Genomic DNA, 25,485 nt, shown 5'->3' on the forward strand with positions numbered 1-25,485 from the left:
CGTGGGACACTTCTGCCCATGACAGCACGCACTTTCGTAGTCGTGTACGCAGTGGACGAAGGTGGCGCCACCGGTCTGCCGGTCGGCCGGGCGACGCTGCTCGAACGGGAATTCGCCCTCGCGCACCCGCCGTTGGCCGCGAGGCTCGCTGAGCGAGAAACGCCACTGCGGCTCGGAGTGTTCAGCGCGGCGCACGAATACGGCGAAGTGGTCGATGTCTCGGCGACGATTGTCGTGCCGGAAGCACCGGACATCGTGCTGCTCCAACTGGCAGAAATCTCGGCGGCACCGCCCCGCGGGGTTCCGGTCACCCTCGGTGAGATCGACGGCGGGCTGGCCGAACCGAGTCGCGACGACGTCATCGCGGCCGTGCGCAAGGTACTCACCGACATCGCCGCCGCGACCCCGCCACCGGCGATGTCGATCGGCAACCCACTGACCTGGGTATGGAAGCTTCTTGGCGGTGGCTGAACTCGGCCCCGAGACCACACGGCTACGCCGCCTCGCCGACGTCGCACTGGTCGTCGCCGTCGGTGGTATAGATCTGGCGGCGTGGGGTGGAGATCGTCAGCTCATCGGCGGCGGTTCGCTACCGTTGTGGGTGGTGCCGACCGCGGCTGTCCTGCTGTGTACGACGCTGCTGGCGCGCGGACGTTTTCCGATCGCGGTGTGGGCGGTGGCCTGGGGATTCACCGCGGTGAATGTCGTTGTGCCGACGTATTTCCCGGTCGGCTATCTGCTCGTCGCCACTTTCGCGGCCGCCTGCCGGGTGTCCGCGTCCGCGGCTCGACTGATCCTCGTCGGGTCCGCGCTCTCGCTCGGACTGTTCACCTATCACAACGGGCTGGCGGGAGCCGCTGGGCCGGAGCTGAGTCATTACCTCGTCGCCGGGACGATGTGGGCATTGGCACTCGGTGTCGTGTGGGGTGTGGGCCGCCTGCTCTATCTGCGCGAGCACCGCGCTCTGGCGACGCAGGCGCGCCTGGCCGCCGAGGCGGAGGCCGCATTGGCGGCGCAACGGCTGCGGCTGGCGCACGAGCTGCACGACAGCGTGTCCGGTGCGGTGGCCGCAATGATCCTGCACGCCGCGGCCGCCCGCGCGTTCACCCCCGACGGTCATCCGAAGGTAGCCGAAGCCTTGGCGGTTATCGAACGAGCAGGGACACAGGCGATGGGCGAACTACACGACCTGCTCGGACTGTTGCGCGCCCCCATCGAGGGGTCGCGCGCGGCGCACTCCCGTCGCAGCGCACCGGCCACACTCGAGAGCCTGATCGAGCTGAATCGCGCGGGTGGGCTGCGTATTCGCCTCGACACCGATGGCACCCGTCCACCGAACGTCGACCCCGACATCGACCTGGCGGCCTACCGGCTCGTGCAGGAATCGCTGACCAACGTCGCCAAACACGCCGGCGCCGGTGCGACCGTCGATATCAGCATCGGCTGGCATCGCACCAGTGTGACCGTCGCGGTGCGCAGTACGGGCGGGGACGGCCCCGCCCCACAGGTCGATCGACTCTCCACTCGCCAGGGCTTGGCCGGGCTCACTCAACGATTGCAAACACTCAGTGGCACAGTCGAATACGGTCCAGACGGCACCGGCTGGTCCGTGGTCTCGGAGATACCGTTGAGCCCCACCGCAATCCAGGAGAACGCCTCGTGACGATCACTGTGATCATCGCCGAAGACGAAGCCCTGGTGCGCGCCGGTGTCGTATTGCTACTCGGCGGCATCTCCGACATCGAGGTGGTGGGTGAGGCAAGTGACGGCACCACGGCGATCGAACTCGCCGCGGACGTCCAGCCCGATGTGGTTCTGATGGACTTGCGCATGCCAGGGACCGATGGAATCAGCGCCACCCGCAAAATCTGCGAATCCATCGACGCACCAGCAGTTCTCGTGCTCACTACCTTCAACGAACAGCACGCTGTGCAACAAGCCCTCGCCGCGGGTGCCAGCGGATTTCTCCTCAAGCACGCGGCACCCGCAGACCTCGCCGAGGCGATTCGCGCCTGCGCCGCGGGGGAAGGCTGGCTCGATCCCGCCGTGGTCAGCGGCGTCCTGACCGCACTGAGATCGGCTACCCCGCCCACCTCCGCTACACCAGGAACCGTGGCCGGGCTGACCAACCGGGAGCGCGAGGTGCTGGTGTTGATGGCGATGGGATACGCGAATGCCGAGATCAGCGCTCGCTTGTTCATCAGTGAAGCCACCACCCGCACCCACGTCTCCCACGTCATCGCCAAAACCGGTTCTCGCGACCGCACCCAGGCGGTGGTTCTCGCCTACCGCAGCGGCCTGATGTGCTGAGGCGGGGCGAGAGGTCCGCCCGGACGCTATGTCAGTTGAGCTGGGGCGAAAGAAGCTGTCCGCGAAGGTCTCTAGCCGGGAAACGCTGCGGCTGGTGCCCCGGACTCGCTGAAGCATCCACATCTTTGGTCCCCAGTGCCGCTGCCACAGTAGCCAGCGACGCGAGGGTCGCGATGGATGCTCCGGCCATCGCGAAATAGCCGCCGGCGAGCGTGATCTGATCCCACGACAGGATCATTGTCGCGACGAAGGCGATCGTCACGACCGCGTCGATCGCGACGACTCCCACGATCCATCCCCCCTCGCCGACCTCGCGGCTGCCCCACGCCGTGACGAACGCGGCGACGAAGCACAGTGCTCCGATGAGGTACAGCAGCGGGGTCGACAGGCCGTCGTCGAGTTTCCAGAGGTCTGCCGCGAGCGCGAATGACGCCAGGCCGAGACCTGCGTTCGCCGCCGCGGCGACCTGGATCACACTTCGGTTCAACAATGGCGGCCTGCTCGCGGTGTTGCTCGGGCTCTGTTCCTTGGTGGACATACGAGGCTCCTGATCAGTAGGAGAAACGGAGGTTCGTGGTCGTGACCGGTCGTGGGATTTCGTGCGGGAGTGGTTCAGGACAGGGGGCTGTCCAACGTGGCGATGCGGTCGGCGATCGCCGAGCCAATGGCTTTCCGGTGCGCGCCATGCCCCGGAAACACCTGAGCGGGGCCGCGAATGAGTGATCCGCGGCCCCGCTCAGGGGCGCGGTTATACCTGTGTCGGTGAAGGCTCCGGCTCGGCGACGGCCTCGGCGATCGGTGTCGAAACGGTCGGACCCATCGGAAGGGCGGCCAGGACTACGGGGATGCACCCGATGGCGCTGAACCAGAACACCGTGTGCAGTCCGTCGAGCCAGCCGGTGGTGACCGACGTGGTGATCGCGGCGAAGGCCGCGATGCCCAGGCCACCGCCCATCTGGCGCGCGGTGGTGCTCATGCCGTAGCCAGAGGCGAACTTCTCCTCCGGCACCGAGGTCGCGGCGGCGCTGGAGACCGCCGTCATCACCAGGCCGATGCCGAGGCCGAGAAGCAGGCCGACCGGGAACCACACCGCCCAGAAGCGCGGCGTCTCATCGAGCAGGAGCGCGAACAGAACCGCCGAGACGCCGAAGCAGATGGTGCCCGCGATCGTCGCGAGGCGCGCGATGTCGGGGTGCTTGGACTTGCCGACGATGGCCGCACCGACCGCCGCGGTGAAGGCGCCGGGAGTGTTGGCCAGACCGGTTTCCCAGACGGAGTAGTCCCAGACGAGGAGGGTCCACAGCGGGGTCGCCAGTAGCCAGGCGAACATCACGATGCCGAACAGGAAGGAGACGGCGCTCGCCGAGGCGAAGGTGCGATTGCGCCACAGGTCGACCTCGAAGGTCGGCACCGGCGTGCGCATCGAGCGCAGGATGCCCAGCGCCAGGAGCACGAGCCCGCCGAGGGTGCAGCCGAGGAAGGCCGGACTGGTCCAACCCCATGAGCCGCCCTGGGTCAATCCGACTACGGCCGCGCCGACGCCGACCGCGACCAGGATGGCACCGATCGGATCGGGCCGTACCGAGGAGGGAACCTTGATCTCGGGCAGCCAGGCGCGGCCCGCGATCAGGGCGAAGATCCCGACGGGGACGTTGATGAGGAAGATGGCCGGCCAATCGAAGGCCGACACCAGGAAGCCGCCGACCGCGGGACCGAACGCCGCGGACACCGATGCGGCGCCTGCCCACGCCGCGACCGCCGCGACCCGCTTCTCCGGCGGATACGCGCCGAGAACCAGGCCGAGCGCGGCGGGAATCATGCCACCCGCCGCCATACCCTGCAGTGCGCGAGCGCCGATGAGAACTTCGATGGTCGGCGCCGCGGCGCACAACGCGGACGCGACGGTGAACCCGAGCAGCGACCACAGGAACACTGTCTTGCGGCCGATCAGGTCGGCATAGCGGCCGACCGGGGTGAGTACCGCCGCGAAGAACACGGCGTAGCCGCTCACCACCCAGGACAGCGTGGAGAGCGAGGTGTCCGAGAAGTCCTCGGCGATGCTGCGGAACGCGACGTTCACCACGGACATATCGAGGAAGGCCACAAAGGTGGCCAGCGCGGTGATCAGCAGAACGCGACGGGGCTCCACCGCGGACGGCGCTTCGGTCGTGGTCTTGTCGGTCATCGTTTACCTGTCCGATCGTCGCACCGTCCGCGCGGGCGCGCGGTGGAGGGGAAAACGTTCATGACGACCTCTCAGTCTTATGTTGAACCGAACGTTCGTACGCATCTATTAACGCACGGGCACCCTGGACATGCAAGAGATGTTGGCTCGGCCGCCGCAAGGTGCGCTAACTGGCCGCACGATTGTTCGGCTATCGTGGGTGATGGGTACGCCACGACAAACGGGCGTATCGGACTTTTGTCAGGAAAGGAGTTCGGGTCGATGAGCGATATCCAGACCGCGCGTGGGCAGGACACCCGCCGTGCCATCCTGCGAGAAGCGGTCCAGGTCGGTGCGGTCGAGGGGCTGGACCGGCTCACGATCGGGCGTCTGGCAACCTCGCTGGGTGCCAGCAAGAGCGGCGTTTTCGGGCTCTTCGGCTCCAAGGAGGAATTGCAGCTGGCGGCGATCGAGGAGGCGAAGGCCGAGTTCATCGCGTCGGTGATCAGCCCCGCGTTGCGCCAGCCGTCCGGCCTCGTCCGGTTGCGCACCCTCTGCGATGCGTGGATCGACCATCTCAACGAGGACATCGGTTCGGGTGGCGCGTGCTTCTTCCTGTCGGTCGGCGCGGAATACGGCGCACGGCCGGGACGCGTACGCGACGCGATCGTGGCGGTCTGGCAGCAGTGGCACGAGTTCCACCGCCAGACCGTGATCGAGGCCAAGCAACTGGGTGAGATCTCGGCCGAGACGGACCCGGCGCAACTGGCGTTCGAACTCGCAGCGATCGAGCGTGCTGCCGCGTCCGACATGATCTTGCTCGGCGACCCGGACGTCTTCGATCGGGCGCGCGCCACCATGCTGCGGTTGCTGCGTGAATGCGCCACCGGCGGGGAACGCGCGCCGGCCCTGATCGGCTAAGCGGTGTTGGCCTGCTGCGGAATATGGGCCGCGAGCGCCTTGACGGCTTCGGCGGCGAGTACGGCGTGGCCCGACATGTTGAAGTGGATCCGGTCGTTGCTCATCACGTCGGGGCGATGCCCGACCGAGTGATGCCACAGGTCGATGAGGATCGCGTCGTGCTCGGCGGCGATGCCGCGCACCAGTTCGTTGAGTCGCGCCAAGCTGCTCCGAAAGCGCACCATCGCCGCGTCGGGAAAAGCGTCGGCCAGGGTCATCGTCATCGTCTGCGCGCCGATGCTCTTGCCTGCCTCGAACAGTTCGGTGAGATTGGCCGCGATCGCGGCGTAGTCCGGGGTCTCGGCCATCAGGTCGTTGCCGCCGCACGAGATCATCACCAGATCGGGCTTGAACGCCACCATCAGGTCTTTCTGCTCCTCGACGACCTGACGTGAAGTCGCCCACGGGGTGCCGAGGTTCATGTAGTTGATCGGACCGACCGCCATCGCCAACGTATCGGCCATCCGGGCGAACGATGTCAGCCTGCGGTAGCCGCGATAGGGCGCGCCGAGACCTATCGCGGTGCTGTCGCCGATGACGGCGAGCCGCCGCCATGGAGCACCGTCGAGCATCGCCGCGGCGCTGGCGTCGTCGATGCAGTCGGGGTCGGTCTCTTCTGTCCAAGTCTGTGAGGTCATTTCCGGCCCTATCTCCCCTTGGCGTCCGATGGCGATCTTCTGTGCTCTGAACGAACGATCGTTCTTATTTACGCACGCAATGTGGGGGCCGTCAAGTCGTCATGCCGAGACGAACGCTACCCCGGTAGACGGCAGGTAGCCATCCGAACGGTTGTGCGGCAAGTAGGGGAGTAGCTAGGGGTTCCAGCGAGTGCTGGGTCCGTTGACGATGGGTGATGTTGGCCGCCGGAGTAATCGACGGCGAACACGCCAGCCGGAGTGCGATCCACGCGAAGTCGCGTCGGAATCGGCGAACCGCGAATCACATCGTTCATCGGAGGAAACGCGCAATGGCGACCGAAGAGGAGCTTCGGGCATACCTGAAGCGAGCCGCAATCGACTTGCATCGCACCCGGCAGCGTCTGCAGGAGGTGGAAAACCGATCGAGCGAGCCCATCGCTGTGATCGGCATGGGTTGCCGGTATCCCGGCGGCGTCAAATCTGCCGAGGACCTGTGGCAGATGGTCGCCGACGGGCGTGACGTGATCTCGGAGTTTCCGACCGATCGCGGTTGGGACGTCGACGGTCTCTATCACCCCGACCCCGACCACGAAGGGACGTCGTACTCGTCGCACGGCGGCTTCCTGGACAGCGCTGCCGATTTCGACGCTGCCTTTTTCGGTATCAGTCCGCGCGAAGCGCTGGCGATGGAACCGCAGCAGCGGCACATGCTCGAAGTCGCCTGGGAGGCGCTCGAACGTGCGGGCATCGACCCGAATACTTTGCGCGGCACCGATACCGGTGTGTTCGCGGGCATCATCGAGGTCGAATACGGCCCGACCATCATGGAAGACCGCAGTGGTCTGGCGGGCTGGTTGCTGATCGGCCGGACCTCCAGCGTCGCGTCGGGCCGAGTGGCGTACTCACTCGGCCTCGAGGGCCCCGCGGTCTCGCTGGACACCGCGTGCTCGTCGTCGCTGGTGGCGATCCATCAGGCAGCGAATTCGCTGCGGTCGGGCGAATGTTCGCTGGCACTGGCCGGCGGCGCGACGATCATGCCGACGCCGGAGGCGTTCATCGCCTTCTCCCGTCAGCGTGTGATCTCGGCGGACGGGCGGGCCAAGGCGTTCGCGGCCGCCGCCGACGGCACCACCTGGTCCGAAGGTGTCGGACTGCTTGTCCTGGAACGACTCTCGGACGCGCAGAAGAACGGCCACCCCATCCTGGCCGTGTTGCGCGGCTCCGCGGTGAACCAGGACGGTGCGTCCAACGGTCTGACCGCACCGAACGGCCCGTCGCAGCGGCGGGTCATCGAAGCCGCGCTGCGCAACGCCAAGATTCCGGCGTCCGGCGTCGATGTCGTCGAGGCGCACGGCACCGGTACCCCACTGGGTGACCCGATCGAGGCGAACGCGCTGCTGGCCACCTACGGCCAGGACCGCACGACGCCACTGCTGCTCGGCTCGATCAAGTCGAACATCGGGCACAGCAGTGCCGCTGCCGGTGTGGCCGGCGCGATCAAGATGATCATGGCGATGCGGCACGGGACGGTGCCGCCGACGCTGCACGTCGACGAGCCGTCGCACCAGGTGGACTGGGACGCGGGTGCGGTGGAGCTGGTGACCGAGGCCACGCAGTGGCCCGAGGTCGACCGTCCGCGCCGGGCGGCGGTGTCCGCCTTCGGTATCAGCGGCACCAACTCGCACGTCATCTTCGAACAGGCGCCCGCCCCCGCCACCGAGGCGAGCGGGCCCGAGGAGACCGGTGTCCAGGTCGAGCCCGCGGCGACGGCATGGGTCGTCTCCGCGGCCACCGCGCCCGCGCTGTCGGATCAGATCGCCCGGTTGAGCACCTTCCTCGACGATCATCCGGAACATTCGCCCGCCGACATCGGGTATTCGCTGGCCACCCAGCGAGCCAGGTTCGCTCATCGCGCGGTGGTGCTCGGTAGCACCCGCGAGGAACTGATCGCGGCGCTGAAGACGGCCGGTGCGATTGTCGAAGACGCCGCGACGGCCGATTCCGGGGCCAACGTCGCGGTCGGTGTGGCGGGCAGCTCGGCCAAGACCGCGGTGATGTTCCCCGGCCAGGGCGCGCAGCGCGTCGGCATGGGACGCGCGCTGTACGAGCGGTATCCGGTGTATGCCGCCGCCTTCGACGAGGTGTGCGCGCGGCTCGACCCGGCCCTGGGGCGTTCGCTGCGCGAGGTCGTCTTCGCCGAGCCCGACACCGACGAGGCGGCGCTGCTCGACCACACCGCCTTCACCCAGGCCGCGTTGTTCGCCGTCGAGGTGGCGCTGTTCCGGTTGGCCGAGAGTTTCGGTGTGCGACCGGATCTGGTGCTCGGACACTCGATCGGCGAGATCTCGGCAGCCCATGTCGCCGGCGTGCTGTCGCTGGACGACGCGGCCACCCTGGTCGCCGCGCGCGGGCGACTCATGCAGGCACTGCCCGAGGGTGGCGCGATGCTGTCGGTGCGCGCGGACGAGCAGACGGTGCTGCCGCTGCTGTCCGGTCGCGAGAGCAATGTGGCCATCGCCGCGATCAACAGCCCGTCGGCGCTGACGATCTCGGGTGTGGCCGAGGTCGTCGACGACATCGCGGCAGAGCTGCGCTCGCTCGGGCACACGGTCAAACCGCTGCGGGTGAGCCATGCGTTCCACTCGCCGCTCATGGAGCCGATGCTCGCCGAGTTCGGCGCGGTCGCCGCGTCACTCACCTACCAGCGGCCGGCTATCCCGATCATCTCCAATGTCACCGGTGCGGTCGCCGAGCCCGAGCAGCTGTGCACCCCGGAATACTGGGTGCGCCATGTCCGCGAGGCGGTCCGCTTCGCCGACGGCGTGCGCGCCGCGCATGATTTCGGCGCGACGGTGTTCCTCGAGGTCGGCCCCGGCGCGAGTTCGACCACCCTGGTCGACGAGGTGCTCAACGACGGTGTCGACGAGGCAGTCGCCGTGGCGACCTCATTGCTGAGGCCCAAGCACGACGAGCCGATCGCGTTCTACGCGGGTCTGGCCGCCGCGCACGCTGCGGGTACCGCGGTCGACTGGACGCAGGGCATCGATGTGCGCGCGGTCGCTCAGGTCGACCTGCCGACTTACGCGTTCCAGCACCGGCGTTACTGGCTGGACAAGCCGACCGGGACCGGCGATGTCGCCGGTGTCGGCCTCGGCGTGGTCGATCACCCGCTGCTCGGCGCGAAGATCACGCAGGCGAGCGGCGGCGACGATGTGCTGGTGACCGGTCTGTTGTCGACTCGGGCCCAGCCGTGGCTGGCCGATCACGTGGTCGGCGGCTCGATCCTGGTGCCGGGCACCGCGTTCGTGGAGATCGCCCTGCTGGCGGGTGGCCAGGTGGGTGTCCCTCGGATCGGTGAACTGGTGCTGCAGGCGCCGCTGGTGTTGCCAGAGCGGGGCGGTGTCGAGGTGCAGGCCGTCGTCGGTGGTTCCGGCGACGATCGGCCCATCACCATCTACTCGCGGCCACAGCAGCTCGACGACGAGGGTGAGCAGGCGGAGTGGACAGTGCACGCCACCGGCTCACTGGTCGTCGATGATGTACCCGCGGTCGTGACAGCGGAGCTGGCCACCTGGCCCGTGTCCGGCGCCACCGCGGTCGAGATCGGTGATCCTTACGCCGAACTCGCCGACGCGGGCTATGGCTACGGCCCGGTGTTCCAGGGGCTGCGCGCCGTCTGGCGACGCGGCGAGGAATTGTTCGCCGAGGTGGAACTGCCGGAGCAGGCGCGCGGCGCGGCGGGAGCCTTCGGGATCCACCCGGCGCTGCTCGACGCGGCGTTGCACGCGATGGCCGTCGCCGGTGGCGATACCGACGGCGACCAGATCCGGTTGCCGTTCGCATGGGAGGGCGTCACCCTGCACGCGGTCGGCGCCACGGCGGTGCGCGTTCGACTCGCCGCCACGGGCACGGATCGGATGTCGATTACCGCGGTCGACGCGGCGGGCGCACCGGTCGTCACGGTGGATGGACTGTCGCTGCGGGCAATGTCACGTGACGCGCTCGGCGGGTCCGCGAAGACAGCGGCCGCCGAGGGTCTGTACGCACTCACGTGGGTGCCGCAGCCGGTTATCGAAGCGGCACAGGGGAACTGGGAGCCCTACGCCGACGTCGAGAACGAGTACGAAGAGGTGGTCACCACCGGGAGCGACAAGGCCGTGGTGCTGCGCTTCGGCAGCGACACCGCCGAAGTGCCCGGCCCGGACGCGGTGCGCACCACGGTGACCACGGTGCTGCGGCGGGTACAGGACGTGCTCGCCGACGAGCGCAACGCCGACGCCACCCTCGTGGTGGTCACCAGCCACGCGGTTTCGATCGAAGGAGCCGAGGCGATCGGCGACCTTGCGGTGGCGCCGGTGTGGGGCTTGCTGCGCAGCGCACAGGCCGAGCAGCCCGACCGCATCCAGCTCGTCGACGTCGACGACGCGGACGACTACCGCGCCGCCGTCGCCGCGACGCTCGGCGGTTCCGAGGGGCAGGTCGCGTTCCGGCGCGGCGTGCCGCACGTCCCCCGCCTCGCCCGTCCCGGCGCGGACAGCGCGGCCGGGTCCGCCCTGGTCGGGACCCAACCATGGCTGCTGACCTCGCTCGGCAAGGGCACGCTGCACGGCGACAACATCGTGCTGGTGCAGAGTTCCGACAGCGAGCCCTTGCAGTCGGGTGAGGTGCGGGTACAACTGCGTGCCTCCGGAATGAACTTCCGCGACGTGCTGATCGTGCTCGGCATGTACCCGGATCCGGACGCGCCGATCGGCGGTGAAGGCGCGGGCATCATCGTCGACGTCGCCGACGATGTCACCGAGTTCGCCATCGGCGACAAGGTGATGGGCCTGTTCTCCGGGCTCGGTTCCACCGTCGTTTCCGATCAGCGCATGGTGGCCGCGATGCCCGAAGGGTGGACCTACGCGCAAGCGGCGGCCGTTCCCGCGGTCTTCGGTACCGCCTACTACTCGCTGGTCGACCTGGCCGGCGTGCAGGCAGGGGAGTCGCTGCTCATCCACGCCGCCACCGGTGGTGTCGGTATGGCGGCGACCCAGCTGGCCAGGCACCTCGGGCTCGAGGTCTACGCGACGGCCAGCGAGCCGAAGTGGAAGACCCTGCGCGAGATCGGCTACGACGACGCCCACATCGGGAACTCGCGCACCCTCGACTTCGAGCAGAAGTTCTTGGCCGCGACCGACGGGCACGGCGTGGACGTGGTACTCGACTCGCTCGCAGGCGATTTCGTCGACGCGTCCCTGCGGCTGCTGCCGCGCGGCGGTCGGTTCATCGAGATGGGCCAGACCGACGTGCGTGATCCGGAGAAGATCGCGCAGGAGTATCCCGGTGTCGCCTACCGCGGATTCGTGCTGATGGAAGCCGGCCCCGACCGGCTGCACGAGATCCTCACCGAACTGGTGGCGCTGTTCGCGTCCGGTGCGCTGCAGCCACTTCCGGTCACCACCTGGGATGTGCGCCGGGCACCGGAGGCGTTCCGCTTCCTCAGCCAGGCCAGGCACGTCGGCAAGAACGTGCTGACGATTCCGGCCCTGCTCGATCCCGAAGGCACGGTGCTCGTCACCGGCGGTACGGGCGTGCTCGGCGGGGAGATCGCTCGCCACCTGGTGCAGGCCAGAGGCATGCGTCACCTGGTGCTGACCAGCCGTAGTGGTTCGGCGGCGGCGGGTGCGAGCGAGCTGCGCGAGGAATTGATCGCGCTCGGTGCCGAAGTCGAGATCGCCGCGTGTGATGTCGCCGACCGCGACGCACTGGCAGCGCTGCTGGCCGACATCCCGCAGGCACACCCGCTGACCGCGGTCGTGCACACGGCGGGCGTGACCGACGACGCGGTGTTCGGGGCACAGACCCCGAAGAGCCTGGAGACCGCGCTGCGGCCGAAGGTCGATGCCGCGTGGAACCTCCACGAGGCCACCCAGGATCTGGCGTTGGCGGAGTTCGTGCTCTATTCCTCGGTAGCCGGTGTGCTCGGCGGTCCGGGTCAGGCGAACTACGCCGCGGCCAACGTCTACCTCGACGCGCTGGCCCAGCACCGGCAGCGACTCGGATTGCCCGCGACCTCGATCGCGTGGGGACTGTGGGCGCAGGCCAGCGGCATCACCGCCGAACTGTCGGACATCGACCGGGCACGCATGCGTCGCGACGGCATGATCGGCATCGACACCGCCGACGGTGTGGTCATGTTCGACAACGCGCTGTCGATGGGTGCGGCGCTCACAGTGGCCGCGCGACTCGATCTCGCGGCGATCAGGGCCGCGGGTGCCGACGACCCGACGCTGTTGCCACCGCCGCTGCGTGGTCTGCTGCGGGCCGCACCCCGGCGTGCCGGTGGTGGCGCGGGGGAGGCGGGCGAGTCCTCGTCGCTGGCGAAGAGCCTGCTCGCGATGAGTCCGGTGGATCAGGAGCGCACGATGCTCAATCTGATCAGGCTGCATGCCGCCGCGGTGCTCGGGCACGATTCGCCCGACGAGATCGGGCCCGGCCAGGCGTTCACCGACCTCGGCTTCGACTCCCTCGGCGCAGTGGAGTTCCGTAACCGGCTCAAGTCGGCGACCGGGCTCAAACTGACCACGACGGTGGTGTTCGACTACCCGACGCCGGCCATCCTGGCGCAGTACATGTGCGAGGAGATCGTCCCGGCCGACGCGGCCGCGGCGCGCATCCTCGCCGAGATCGACACCGTCGCTTCGGGTTTCGCGGCAGCGGCACTGAGCAGTGCCGAACGGGTGGACATCGCCGACCGCCTCGACGAGCTCCTTCGCGCGGTGCGGGGCGAGGAAGACGATGCCGTGATCTCCGAACTCGGCAGCGCCGCCGACGACGAACTGTTCGAGTTCTTCGACAACGACCCCGCGAGCCTGGGGTAGGTCGGCCGCCGCCGCATCCCGGGCACCACAGCGGGCGGCGGCGGCACAGTTTGTCATTTCACCCCTGACCCGGCGTCGTCGAAGACGGCGTCGGGTCGTCAGAAAGGAAATACCGACCTCATGCGAATGCGACATCATGGTGCCGCCGGAGCGATGCGCACCGCACCGGGAGCGTGGCGCCGACGACTGACGGTGCCCGGAACCCTCCTGGTGTCCGCGTTGGCGGTGATCACCAACGTCGTGGCGTCACCGACTGCCGTGGCGAAACCGGGAGTGCCGATCGCGAGCGATCGGTGTACCGCCGAACAGCGCACCGAGTCGCTGCGGGCCGACCAGCAGCGCGTGTTCGACCTGCTCGGTCCGCTGCGGACGCTGAACGGCCCGGAGGACCTGGTGCCGCTGGCGGCCGCGGGCACCTACGGTCCCGACTCGCACGGCTGGGTGCAGTACGAGCGGATGGGCGTGGCGCTGCTCAACCTCGACCAGTCGCTGCAGATCATCACCAAGCAGATGCCCGGTTCGACACCGGGACCCGACACCGTGGTCAGCGGCAAGCCCGCGGGGTTGTTCTACCGCTCACGACAGACCGGATTCAACTACCACGACGCGTACACCCCGCAGTTCCCCTACGACCTGGTCGGCTGGTTCTACGCCGGTGTCTACACCCCCGGTGAGACGCCGACCGAGGTGGGGCTGTGCATGTTCCGCGGCGATTGGGCCTTCCACGAGCGGGGCGTGCACACCTTCCCCGACTTCGACATGTACATGATGCCGCCGGAGGAGGATTACCTCGGCCAGAAGCGCGGCAATACCCCGCTGCCGGGCGGGTCGACACCGTCGGGGCTGGTCCATCCGCGCGGCTGGGACGTGCACATCTTCCTCGACCCGGCGAACCCAACGACGCCGGTGGCCACGGACCTGAGCCCGTTCGGCGACATTCCCGGGGTGGTCGGCGGCATGGACACCGCGTTCCCCTACCCGGTCTGGCCCGACGAGCTCGAGGCCGGCGCCGATCCGCATCCGGTCACACCCGGTATGACCGCCGGGCACAGCCACAATTGATCGGAGCGCACCAATGACACAGTCGGACAACGTCACCGTACTGATCGTCGGCGCGGGCGGGTGTGGGTTGTCCACGTCGATCTTCCTCTCCAATCTCGGCGTGGATCATCTGCTGATCGAGCAACGTGGCGAGACGTCGCGGCTGCCGAAGGCCCATTACCTGAGCCAGCGGACGATGGAGCTGTACCGCCAGCACGGGGTCGCCGACGCGATCACCGCGGTCGGCGCGCCACTGGACAAGTTCGGCAAGGTGGTGTGGCAGACCTCGCTGACCGGCCGAGGCCCCTACGACGGCAAGGTGCTCTACGAACTCGACGCCTTCGGGGCGGGCTCGCTGAGCGAACGCTACGCGGGCGACAGCCCGGTCGATTCGACCAACCTGCCACAGATCCGGCTGGAGCCGATCCTGCGTGACCTGGCGGAGCAGCGTGCGCCCGGACGCGTCCGGTACGGGTGCGAACTGCTCGACTGGGTCGACGAGGGATCGACGATCGTGGCCCGGCTGCGCGACGCCGACGGCGTGGAGTCGACGGTGCGGGCCAAGTACCTGATCGCTGCCGACGGCGGTCGCACCGTGGGGCCGCGGCTGAAGGTGAAGATGGAGGGGTGGCCGAAGTTCCACCAGGTCACGACGGCGCATTTCTCGGCCGACCTGTCGCGCTGGCAGCACGACGGCGCCCTGATCACCTTCTTCATCAACCCCGAACAGGCCGAGTTGTCCGGCGCGATGCTGGTGCAGATGGGCCCCACCTGGGGCAAGTTCTCCGAGGAATGGGGTCTGCACTTCACCGCGGACGCCGACGATCCGGCCCGCACCCGCAAAGACGCGCTGCTGCAACGGATTCGCGATGTGCTCAAGGCGCCGGACCTGCCGATCACCCTGCACAAGGTGAGCAGTTGGACCGTCGACGCGGTGCTCGCGGCGAAGTACCGGGTGGGCAATGTGTTCCTGGCCGGCGACGCGGCGCACCGCATGCCCCCGGCCGCTGGTCTCGGCCTGAACACCGCCATCCAGGACGGACACAATCTGGCCTGGAAGATCGCGGCCGTGGAGTCGGGGCGGTCGGAGGTCACCCTGCTCGACAGCTACGAATCCGAGCGGCGCCCGATCGGCCGGGACAATCTGGACTGGGCGCTGGGCATCCTGAAGAACACCGAGCTGATCACCGAGAACGCGCTCGGCTTCGGTCCCCAGGTGCCGCGGCTGGTGCGGCCCGCGTTCTTCCACGTGTACTTCGAGGATTCCCGTCGTGGCGCGACGACCAGGGCGCGCGCCGGTGAGGTGTTCCGCACCCATCGGGTCGACTGCCAGGCGCACGACATGGAACTCGGCCTGGCCTACGCCGAGGGCGCCCTCACCCCCGACGGCACCACGGCACCGCCCCGCGAGCCGATGGGCGACATCTACCACCCCACCACGCGGCCGGGGCACCGGTTGCCGCACGCGTGGGTGGAAAAGGACGGCACCCGGCTCTCGACATTGGACCTGGTTCCCCGCGACCGCCCGGTGCTGCTGGTCGGTCCCGCGGGGCAGCCGTGGCTCGACGCCGCGCGTGAGCTCAGCGCCGACCCCGATGCCCCGTTCGTGGTCGCCACCATCGGCGACGACCACAGCGCGGCCACCTATCGCGAAAACGGCGCCTGGTCGCGGGTCCGCGAGATCGCCGACGACGGGGCGATCCTGGTCCGCCCCGACCACCATGTGTGCTGGCGCAGCCTGGGCACGAACGACAATCCGGCGGCCGCGTTGCGCGCCGCCTTCGCGAACATAGGAGCAAGTGGATGGCGATGACACGCCGACGCAACCGGGCCAGCTGGCGAGTGCTGGCGATAGTGCCGCTGTTCGCGGGGTTCGTCGCGGTCACCGGTGGGTCTGCCGGGTCGGCTCCGGTCGGCGGTGGTTGCGGGGGAGACCACTGGGTGGCGACCTGGATGGCCGCGCCGTCGGATTCGGCGTCGCTGGCGGACTTCTCGTTCGATCCGATCACGTCGGTGGGTGACCAGACCTACCGCATGGTGATCACCCCGCATCGGGCCGGCGCGACCCTGCGCGTGCACCTGACCAACCGGCTCAGCCCCGCCGAGGTGACCTTCACCTCGGTGACGGTCGGCAAACAGGCCGGAGGACCGCAGGTCTCGTCCGACTCGCTGCGGACGGTGACCTTCGACGGTGGGTCGTCGGTGACGGTCCCGGCGGGCGGCGACGTGGTCAGTGACCCGGTCTCCCTGTCGTTCGGTTCGTTCGAACCGCTGGCGGTGAGCGTCTATGTTCCCGGCAGCTCGCGCGCGCCGACCGAACACCTGCAGGGCATGGCGACCAGTTACTACGGTTCGCCGGGCACCGGGGATCAGACGCACGAGCTCGGCGGCGGATCGCTGGACCGCACAACGACTTCGGTGCTGTACGTCGCCGGTGTCGACGTGCTCGCCCCGGCTGCTGCGTCGACGCTGGTGGCCTTCGGCGATTCGATCACCGAGGGTTTCGTCGGCAGCGGCTACTCCGAGGTGCCGCAGTCACCGGCGGCCGTCGATCAGAATCTGCGCCCGACCGACTTCCTGCAACATCGACTCGACGCGGCGGGTATCCCGGTCTCGGTGGTCAACTCGGGTATTTGGGGCAATCGGCTGCTCGACGATCCGTTGCGTACCCTGCCGCAACTCGGACCCCGTGGCCTGACCCGGATCCAGCCCGACGTGCTCGAGGTGGCCGGAGTCACCGACGCGATCGTCATGTTCGGCGCCAACGACTTCGCGATCCCCGAGTGGGCGACGACCGCGGAGATGATCGCCGGCTACACCGAGGCGGTGTACCGGTTGCAGGCCGCGGGCATCCGGGTGGTGCTCGGCACCAATCCGCCGCTGAAGTACTCGCTGCTGGCGGGCAACTTCGCCCCGTTCTCCGATCAGCGCCGGGTCGAACTCAACGACTGGGTGCGCACGCAGCAGATCGCTGACGGCGTCGTCGACTACGACGCGTTGCTGGCCGACCCGAACGCCGACGCGATCATCCTGTCGCAGTACCGGGGCCTGGACAACCACGTCGGTCCCGCGGGTTACGCCGCCATGGCCGACCTCATCGATATCGCCGCGCTGCGTGGCAGCGGCTGCGGCCGCAACTAGGAGCCGTAGCCATGACGCCACACGACAACGAACTGGTCGAAGCGCTCCGTAGTTCGCTGCTGGAAGGCGATCAGCTACGCAAACGCAACGATCAGCTCAGTGCCCAGCTGTCCGAACCGATCGCCATTGTGGGCATGGCCTGCCGACTACCCGGCGGCGCCGATTCGCCGGACCGGTGGTGGACGCAGTTGCTCGAAGGCGCGGACAGCATCGGCGACTTCCCCGGTGACCGGGGCTGGGCCGACGAACCGGACGCGCCGCCGTATCCCCATCTCGGTGGATTCCTGTACGACGCCATGGATTTCGATCCGGCGTTCTTCGGGATCTCGCCGCGTGAGGCGCTCGCGATGGACCCCCAGCAGCGGCTGCTGCTGGAGGTCGGGTGGGAGGCGATCGAGAGCGCGGGTATCGATCCGGTCAGCCTGCGCGGCAGCGAGACCGGCGTGTACGCGGGGGTGATGTACCACGATTACGCCGATCGCCTGCACGCCGTGCCCAAGCAGGTGGAGGGTCATCTGCGCACGGGCAGTCTGGCCAGTGTCGTGTCCGGCCGGGTCGCCTTCGCGCTCGGGCTCACGGGTCCGGCGGTGACCATCGACACGGCGTGTTCGTCGTCGTTGGTGGCGTTGCATACCGCGGCGCAGGAGTTGCGTCGTGGTGGCTGTTCGATGGCACTGGTCGGCGGCGTCACGGTGATGTCGACGCCGAAGGTGTTCGCCGAGTTCGCGATGCAGGGCGGGCTGGCCACCGACGGCCGGTGCAAGTCCTATGCCGCGGCCGCCGATGGGACCGGATGGTCCGAGGGCGCGGCGGTGCTGTTGGTCGAAAAGCTCTCGGACGCACGCCGTCTCGGCCACGAAGTCCTCGCCGTGTTGCGCGGCAGTGCGGTGAATCAGGACGGTGCGTCGAACGGTTTGACCGCGCCGAGCCGACCGGCGCAGGAACGGGTGATCGGGCGGGCGCTGGCGGCCGCGGGCCTGACCGCCGACGACATCGACCTCGTCGAAGGGCACGGCACGGGCACCCGGCTGGGCGATCCGATCGAGGTGCAGGCACTGCTGGCCACCTACGGGCAGGGGCGGACCCGTCCGCTGCTGCTCGGATCGGCGAAATCGAACATCGGCCACACCCAGGCCGCCGCGGGCGTGGCCGGGGTGATCAAGGCTGTGCTCGCGATGCGTGGCGGAGTCGTCCCGCCCACGCTGCACGTCGATGACCGCACGCCGCACGCGGATTGGGACAGCGGCGCGATCGAACTCGTCACTACGGCCCGGCCGTGGCCCGAGACCGGCAGGCCCCGGCGCGCGGCGGTGTCGTCGTTCGGCATCAGCGGCACCAACGCGCACGTGATCCTCGAATCCGACACAGTCGGCGCCATGGTCGGCGAACCGCTGACCGTTACCCCGGTCGACGCACCGCTGACACCGTGGATCCTGTCCGCCAAGACTTCGGCGGCGTTGCGCGCCAACGCCACCCGGCTCGCCGAGGCGCTCGCCGAGCATCCCGAACACGCGGCCGCCGATGTGGGCTTCAGCGCGGCGGTGAGCCGTTCCCGGTTCAGTCACCGAGCCGTGATCCTGGGCCACGGTCGCGACGAGCTCGAATCCGGGTTGGCGGCGCTGGCGGCGGGCACCGAGTCCAGCGCGGTCCACCTCGGCTCGGCGGACTCCTCGGCCCGCGTGGCGATGCTGTTCCCTGGCCAGGGTGCCCAGCGGGTCGGTATGGGCGCGACGCTCGCCGCGCGCTATCCGGTCTTCGCCGCTGCCTTCGACGAGGTGTGCGCCCACCTGGACGACACACTGGGTCGATCCCTGCGCGAGCTCGTCATCGACGGCGCGGGCGAGCCGGGACTGCTCGACCGCACCGGCTACGCCCAGGCCGCGCTGTTCGCGACCGAGGTGGCACTGTTCCGGTTGCTCGAATCATTCGGTGTGCGACCGGATTTCCTCGTCGGACACTCCATCGGCGAGGTGAGCGCGGCGTATCTGGCCGGGGTCTGGTCGTTGGCCGACGCCACCCGCTTGGTCGCGGCGCGCGGCACCCTGATGCAGTCGCTGCCCGAAGGTGGGGCGATGCTGTCGATCGCGAGCGACGAGCAGACCGTCGCGGCGCTGATCGCCGAGCGGTCCACCCAGGTGAGCATCGCCGCGGTGAACGCGCGCCGGTCGGTGGTGATCTCGGGTGCCGACGCTGCCGTCGCCGAGATCTCCGCGCACTTCGACGAGGCGTCGGTGAAACGCCTGCGGGTGAGCCATGCGTTCCATTCGCCGTTGATGGCGCCGATGCTCGCCGAGTTCGCCGCCGTGTGCGCCGATCTCACCTACCACGCGCCGAAGATTCCGGTGGTGTCCAACCGCACCGGCGCACGCGCCACCGCGGCGGAGCTGTGCTCGCCCGAGTACTGGGTGGGCCATGTCAGCGACCCGGTGCGCTTCGCCGACGGGCTGAATTGGTTGCGCGGATCCGGTCGGGTGGGCGTTTTCCTGGAGGTCGGGCCGGGTGCGGCGCTGTCGTCGCTGGTCCTCGCCGACGACGACGGTTCGTCGAACGCGGTTGTCGCGCCGTTGCTGCGCCCCGCGCAGGACGAGGAGCTCTCGGTGTACACCGCGCTGGCCCGCGCCTATTCGGCCGGCGTCGCAGTGAATTGGGCCGGACTGCCCGCGCTGGCGAGCGGTCGACGAATCACGTTGCCTACCTACGCTTTCGAGCACCAGCGTTTCTGGTTGACGGCCGAGGCCGGTGCCGGTGATGTCACGGCCTCGGGTCTGGACGCGGCTGCGCATCCCCTGCTCGGGGCGGAGATCTCGGTCGCCGACAGCGGTCGCGTCGTCCTGACCGGCGTGTTGTCGACGCGGACGCACCCGTGGCTGGCCGATCACCGGATCGACGGCCAGATCGTGGTGGCGGGCACGGTGTTCGTCGAATTGTTGTTGCGGGCGGCCGACAGTGTCGGTTGTGACCGCGTCGACGACCTCATCGTCGTCGCCCCGCTGACGCTGACCGGCACCGATGACGTGCGCGTCCAACTCATCGTCGATGTACCGCAGGACGGCCGCTACCCGGTGACGGTGCACTCCAGCGAGGGTGCGGGCTGGCGCCGCCATGCCGAAGCCACCCTCAGCTCGGGCGGCGAGCCCGGCGAGCGCGCCGCGACCGACACCGGCTCGGCGGCGCCGTGGCCGCCCGAAGGCGCGGTGCCGGTCGAGACCGCCGACTTCTATCAGCGGCTCGACCGACTCGGCTATCAGTACGGACCGTTGTTCCGGGGTGTTCGCCAGTTGTGGCGCCGTGGGGACGACGTGTTCGCCACCGTCACCGCGCCGGACCACCTCGACACCACCGCGTTCCACCTGCACCCCGCGTTGCTCGACGCCGCGCTGCACGGCATGGTCGACACCGAACCCGGTGCGCCCCTGCGGTTGCCGTTCAGCTGGGAGGGCGTGCGGCTGCACGCGGTGGGTGCGTCGGTTCTGCGCGTCTGCCTCACGGCGACGGCGCCCGATCGTCTCCGGGTCACCGCCGACGACACCGCGGGCCGACCGGTGCTGTCGGTGGAGGCCCTGCTGCTGCGCGAGTCGGGGGGATCCGACGAGCGGACCCGAAACAGCGCGCATCCGCTCTACGCGGTGGAGTGGATTCCACTGCCCGGCGTAGCGCTGCCGAGTGCGCCCTCGACGCCCGTGCCGAGCATCGCCGACCTCGAGGGCACGCAGAGCGCACCCGAGCACGCGGTCCTGGTCGTCGCATCACACGGCACCGACGAGCCCTCGGACGTGCGCGCCACCACGGCGCTGGTCCTGGACCAGGTCCAGCGATTCCTCGCGACCGAACGCCTGACCGACACCACGCTGGTCGTGGTGACGCGCGGTGCGGTGGCGGTCGAGGTGACCGATACCGTCGATCTGCGCGGTGCGGCTATCTGGGGACTGCTGCGGTCGGCCCAGACCGAGAACCCGGATCGGCTGCTGCTGCTCGACCTCGGCCCCGACACCGTGCTCGATGACGCTGTCGCCGCGACCGTCGCGGCCGACGAGCCGCAGGTGGCCTGGCGCGGAGCGAGTGCCTCGGTGCCGAGAATGATCCGCCACGACATACACGACGTGGCCGACCCGATCCGTGATCCGCACTGGCGGTTGACGATCGGGGAGAAGGGCACGCTGACCACGATCGGTCTGACCCGCCTCGCCGAGGATCCCGTTCCCGTGTTGGCCCCGGGCCGGGTACGGGTGCGGATGCGGGCGGCCGGCATCAATTTCCGCGACGTGCTGATCAGCATCGGCATGTATCCGAATCCGGACGCCGTGCTCGGTGGCGAGGGCGCCGGTGTGGTCGTCGACGTGGCGCCCGACGTCACCGACTTCGCGCCCGGCGATCGAGTGATGGGTCTGTTCGACGGTGTGGGGTCGACAGTGGTCACCGACCACCGCACGATCGTGCGGATTCCGGAGGGTTGGTCGTTCCATCAGGCCGCCTCGGTACCGGTGGTGTATCTGACCGCGTACTACGGTCTGCTCGACCTGGCGAACCTGCGCGCGGGTCAGTCCCTGCTGATCCACGCCGCGACCGGTGGCGTCGGTACCGCCGCTCGGCAATTGGCGAAGCACTGGGGTGCGCGGGTCTACGCGACCGCGAGTCCGGGTAAGCAGAACGTGCTGGTCGCGGACGGGTTGGCGCCCGAGCGGATCGCCAATTCGCGGACCCTGGACTTCGAGGAACAGTTCCGTGTCGCGACCGACGGCGACGGTGTCGACGTCGTCCTCGATTCGCTGGCAGGCGACTTCGTCGACGCGTCGCTGCGGCTGCTGCCGCGCGGCGGGCAGTTCGTCGAGATGGGCATGACCGATCGCCGCGATCCCGCCGTGATCGCCGCCGAGTATCCGGGTGTCGGCTACCACTCGTTCCTCATCACCGAGGTCGCGCCCGACCGGATCGCGCAGATGCTGGCCGAGATCGTGGCCCTGTTCGACGCGGGCGCGCTCACCCCACCGCCGGTCACCACCTGGGACGTCCGGCAGGCCACCAGCGCCCTGCGGTTCGTGAGCCAGGCCCGCCAGGTCGGCAAGGTGGTCCTCACCGTGCCGCCGCCGCTGGACTCGAGCCGCACCGTCATGATCACCGGCGGTGTCGGCACGATCGGTGCCGCGCTGGCCCGACATGTCGTGGCCGAGTACGGAGTTCAGCGGGTGCTGCTGACGTCCCGACGCGGTGCCGAGACGCCGGGCGCGGCGGAACTCGTCGCCGAGCTGCGCGAGGGCGGCGCCGACGCCACGGTCGCCGCGTGCGATGTCGCCGACCGGGCCGCGTTGGCGGCCCTGCTCGCCGGTATCGATCCCGAGCACCCGCTCGGCGCTGTCATCCACTGCGCGGGCACTGTGAGCGACGCGGCGTTCGAGAAGTTGACCGTCGAGGATCTGGATCGGGTGCTGCCCGCGAAGGTCGACGCCGCCTGGAACCTGTACGAGCAGACCCGCGACCTCGACCTGTCGGCGCTGGTCCTGTTCTCCTCGGCGGCAGGCGTTCTCGGCAACGCGGGCCAGGCCAACTACGCGGCGGGCAACGCCTACCTGGACGGGCTCGCGGTGCGCGCCGCCCGATCCGCGGTGCCCGCGACATCGTTGGCGTGGGGGCTGTGGGCACAGCGAAGCGGCGTGAGTGGACATCTGGCGCAGCGAGATCTGGACCGGATGGCCCGCAACGGGTTCACGCCACTGTCCACCGCGGAGGCGTTGGCGCTGTTCGACGCGGCGCTGACGTCGGGCACGCCGGCATCGGTGCCGATGCGCATCGATGTCGCGGCGGCGAGGGCGTCGGCCACGGCCGGGTCGCCGGTACCCACGATGTTGAGTACGATCGTTCGTATGCGTCGCAATGCGCAGTCGGCGTCGGTGTCGGAGAACACCGCGCTGCTGCTCGTGGGGCGCAGTGGCGCCGACCAGCGTCGCGTCGTGTCGGAGCTACTGGCACGACATGTGGCCACCGTGCTCGGTCGGGTGGCCGATGAAGCACTCGATCCACAACAGAGATTCGTAGACATGGGGTTCGACTCGTTGACAACGGTCGAGCTCCGTAACCACCTGAAGAAATCGATGGGCGTCATGCTGTCGACGACAGTGATGTTCGACTATCCGACACCGTATGCGCTCACCGAACACCTGTGTGGCCTGCTGGCATCCGATGCCGACTCGGTCGCGCCGCTGCTCGGCGAATTGACCGCTCTGCTCGACAGATTGGGCGGGGCCGATCCGTCGGACGCCGAACGCGATCGTGCCGTCGCCGGACTGCTCGATGCCGCGCAACGACTGCGTGGCCCACAACAACCCGACGTCGTCGGTGATCGGATCGATCTGGCCGACGACACCGCGATTTTCGAGTTCATCGACAGCAACCCCGCGTCGGCATGACCCCGGCGCGTCGTTCCACCCTGAGCGAAGGAGCTTGCCTTGCCTGTTACCAGCCGTGAATGGCGTTTGATCGCCCGTCCAGACGGAACCCCCTCGCTAGCCGATGTCGAACTGGCCGCGGTGACGCTGGCCGATCCCGCCCCCGGCCAGGCACTGATCCGCAACGACTGGATGTCGGTCGACCCGTATATGCGCAGCCGGATGAACGCGGGGGTCGGCTATCTGCCGCCGTTCGATCTCGACGTCGCGCTGACCGGTGCCGCCATCGGTACGGTGATCGCCTCGGCCAACGACGCTCTTCCGGTCGGCGCGGTCGTCAGCCACTTCGACGGCTGGCGCGAGTACACCCTGGCGGCCTGGGCGCAGCCCCTCGACGTGACCTCCGTTGCGCCCCAGGCGTATCTGGGCGTGCTCGGCACGACCGGGCTCACCGCGTACGTCGGGCTCACCGAGGTGGCGAAGGTGAGTGAGGGTGACGTGGTGTTCATCTCGGCGGCGGCGGGCGCTGTCGGTTCGGTGGCCGGTCAGCTGGCGCGCAAGCTCGGGGCCAAGCTGGTGATCGGGTCGGCGGGTGGACCGGAGAAGACCCGAAAGCTGGTGGAGGAGTTCGGGTTCGACGCGGCGATCGATTACCGCGCCGGCGATGTGGCGGGCCAGTTGGCCGCTGCCGCACCGGGCGGTATCGACGTCTACTTCGACAATGTCGGCGGCGAGCAGCTCGATGCCGCGCTCGGCGCGATCAAACCCCACGGCCGCGTTGTCCTGTCCGGCTCGCTCGCGACCATCGACGCCGACACCGACTCGCTGCCCCCCGGCCCGAAGAACCTGCCATTGATCATCGGCAAGCGGGTGTCGCTGTTCAGCATGAACGCCGCCGACTACTTCGCGGTCCTGCCCGACTACCTCGCCCAGGCGAAGGGCTGGCTGGCCGACGGCTCGCTGAAGGCCGAGGAGACGGTGTTCCACGGGATCGAGAACGCGTTCGAGGCGTATTCGGCGATGATCCGCGGCGAGAACATCGGCAAGACCGTGGTGTCGCTGTCCGAGTCGGCCGAGGGCTGAGATGGCTGACCCGGCGCCCGGATCGATGTCCGGGCGCACTGTCGTCATCACCGGTTCGACCAGCGGTATCGGCTACGCGGCCGCGGCGGCCCTCGGCGGCGCGGGCGCGACAGTGGTCGTGCACGGGCGTGATCCGCGGCGGACAGCGACCGCGGCGCAGCAGCTGGGCGCCGCGGGCGCGGGGCGTTTCGTTCCGGTCGCCGCCGATCTCGGCTCGTTGAGCGGGGTGCGCGCGTTCGCCGAACAGGTGGGGAGGGCCGCGCCCGGCGGAGTGCACGTGTTGCTCAACAACGCGGGCGGCGGTTTCGCCGACCGTGAGCTCTCACCGGACGGGGTGGAGCGGTCGTTCGCCCTCAACCACATCGCCGTCGCGGCGGTGACGCACCGGCTGTTCGACGGACTGCGTACCGGCGCCGACTCGGCCGGGGTGCCGTCGCGGGTGATCGTGACGTCATCGTTCATGGAGAAACGCGGCAACCCGAACCTGGACGACTGGTCCTACGACCGGAAGTTCCGCCAGGTCGCGGCGTACTGTGACGCGAAGTTGGCCGCCCTCGCCTACAGCTATGCGCTCGCGCTGCGGTGGCAGGGCTCCGGGGTCACCGTGAACGCGGCCGATCCGGGCGCGGTGGCGACCCAGTTCGGCGTGGCGGCAGGCGGATTGTTCCGGGTGATCCAGACCGTCGGGCGCCCGTTCATGACCAGTGCGCACAGCGGCGCGGCCCCGCTCGTCCGGTTGGCCACCGACCCGGAGTTGGCACACGACAGTGGCGGCTACTACGACAAGAACGGACCTGCCCGTTCGTCGTCGGCGTCGCGGGACCCCGCGTTCGGCGCCCGCGTTGTCGAACGCACCGCCGCTGTCGTCGGTGTGGACTGATCTCCTGGTACCGATACGAGAAACG

At 69.0% G+C, this 25,485-nt stretch carries 14 protein-coding genes; 11 read left to right on the forward strand and 3 right to left on the reverse strand.

The window, feature by feature from the left end; genetic code table 11:
* Positions 1 to 18 precede the first annotated feature (18 nt).
* From OHS03_RS06460 to OHS03_RS06470, 3 genes are read left to right on the forward strand one after another with little or no spacing between them, the layout of a single operon-like run.
* Positions 19 to 471 (forward strand): hypothetical protein, encoded by a 453-nt coding sequence (locus OHS03_RS06460; RefSeq protein WP_328661555.1) that lies wholly within the window; start codon positions 19 to 21, stop codon positions 469 to 471.
* The gene (locus OHS03_RS06465; RefSeq protein ID WP_328664108.1) at positions 464 to 1,663 is read left to right on the forward strand and encodes a sensor histidine kinase; all 1,200 of its coding nucleotides are present in this window, start codon (positions 464 to 466) and stop codon (positions 1,661 to 1,663) included. The genes OHS03_RS06460 and OHS03_RS06465 overlap by 8 nt, the downstream gene beginning before the upstream one ends.
* Entirely contained in the window at positions 1,660 to 2,310 is a 651-nt protein-coding gene (locus OHS03_RS06470) for a response regulator (protein ID WP_328661558.1), read from the forward strand. Before OHS03_RS06465 ends, OHS03_RS06470 begins: the two co-directional genes overlap by 4 nt.
* Positions 2,311 to 2,341: 31 nt before the next feature.
* Here the strand turns inward: OHS03_RS06470 and OHS03_RS06475 are convergent, their stop codons facing one another.
* Both OHS03_RS06475 and OHS03_RS06480 read right to left on the reverse strand, forming a co-directional pair.
* On the reverse strand, positions 2,342 to 2,848 hold the full coding sequence (locus tag OHS03_RS06475; RefSeq protein WP_328661560.1) for a hypothetical protein: 507 nt from the start codon (positions 2,846 to 2,848) through the stop codon (positions 2,342 to 2,344).
* A 210-nt stretch (positions 2,849 to 3,058) separates the two neighbouring features.
* Positions 3,059 to 4,495, reverse strand: a complete 1,437-nt coding sequence (locus OHS03_RS06480; protein WP_328661562.1) for an MFS transporter — start codon at positions 4,493 to 4,495, stop codon at positions 3,059 to 3,061.
* Positions 4,496 to 4,756: 261 nt separating this feature from the next.
* Here OHS03_RS06480 and OHS03_RS06485 point away from each other — a divergent pair, with 261 nt between their 5' ends.
* Complete coding sequence (locus OHS03_RS06485) at positions 4,757 to 5,395, forward strand: TetR/AcrR family transcriptional regulator (RefSeq protein ID WP_063893731.1); 639 nt, start codon at positions 4,757 to 4,759, stop codon at positions 5,393 to 5,395.
* Here the strand turns inward: OHS03_RS06485 and OHS03_RS06490 are convergent.
* Positions 5,392 to 6,072, reverse strand: coding sequence for an SGNH/GDSL hydrolase family protein (locus OHS03_RS06490; RefSeq protein WP_056820874.1), 681 nt, complete (start codon positions 6,070 to 6,072; stop codon positions 5,392 to 5,394). The two genes, OHS03_RS06485 and OHS03_RS06490, sit on opposite strands and share 4 nt — an antisense overlap.
* A gap of 329 nt (positions 6,073 to 6,401) precedes the next feature.
* On the opposite strand from OHS03_RS06490, the gene OHS03_RS06495 reads away from it, so the two are divergent.
* From OHS03_RS06495 to OHS03_RS06525, 7 genes are all read left to right on the forward strand, one after another.
* Complete coding sequence (locus OHS03_RS06495) at positions 6,402 to 12,935, forward strand: SDR family NAD(P)-dependent oxidoreductase (protein ID WP_328661564.1); 6,534 nt, start codon at positions 6,402 to 6,404, stop codon at positions 12,933 to 12,935.
* A gap of 120 nt (positions 12,936 to 13,055) precedes the next feature.
* Positions 13,056 to 13,997: a hypothetical protein gene (locus tag OHS03_RS06500; protein WP_328661566.1), complete on the forward strand. Its 942-nt coding sequence runs from the start codon at positions 13,056 to 13,058 to the stop codon at positions 13,995 to 13,997.
* Positions 13,998 to 14,010: 13 nt separating this feature from the next.
* Complete coding sequence (locus OHS03_RS06505; RefSeq protein ID WP_328661568.1) at positions 14,011 to 15,789, forward strand: FAD-dependent monooxygenase; 1,779 nt, start codon at positions 14,011 to 14,013, stop codon at positions 15,787 to 15,789.
* Entirely contained in the window at positions 15,780 to 17,117 is a 1,338-nt protein-coding gene (locus tag OHS03_RS06510) for a GDSL-type esterase/lipase family protein (RefSeq protein WP_328661570.1), read from the forward strand. The genes OHS03_RS06505 and OHS03_RS06510 overlap by 10 nt, the downstream gene beginning before the upstream one ends.
* An 11-nt stretch (positions 17,118 to 17,128) precedes the next feature.
* Positions 17,129 to 23,518, forward strand: coding sequence for an SDR family NAD(P)-dependent oxidoreductase (locus OHS03_RS06515; RefSeq protein ID WP_328661572.1), 6,390 nt, complete (start codon positions 17,129 to 17,131; stop codon positions 23,516 to 23,518).
* A 39-nt stretch (positions 23,519 to 23,557) separates the two neighbouring features.
* A complete protein-coding gene (locus OHS03_RS06520; protein ID WP_328661574.1) occupies positions 23,558 to 24,580 on the forward strand; it encodes an NADP-dependent oxidoreductase in 1,023 nt (340 codons plus the stop codon).
* A gap of 1 nt (position 24,581) precedes the next feature.
* Positions 24,582 to 25,460 carry an SDR family NAD(P)-dependent oxidoreductase gene (locus OHS03_RS06525; protein ID WP_328661576.1) on the forward strand — a complete coding sequence of 293 codons (879 nt, stop codon included), beginning with the start codon at positions 24,582 to 24,584 and terminating at the stop codon, positions 25,458 to 25,460.
* Positions 25,461 to 25,485 lie beyond the last annotated feature (25 nt).

Origin of the sequence: Nocardia salmonicida, from assembly GCF_036142455.1 — a bacterium.
Taxonomy (GTDB): domain Bacteria; phylum Actinomycetota; class Actinomycetes; order Mycobacteriales; family Mycobacteriaceae; genus Nocardia; species Nocardia salmonicida.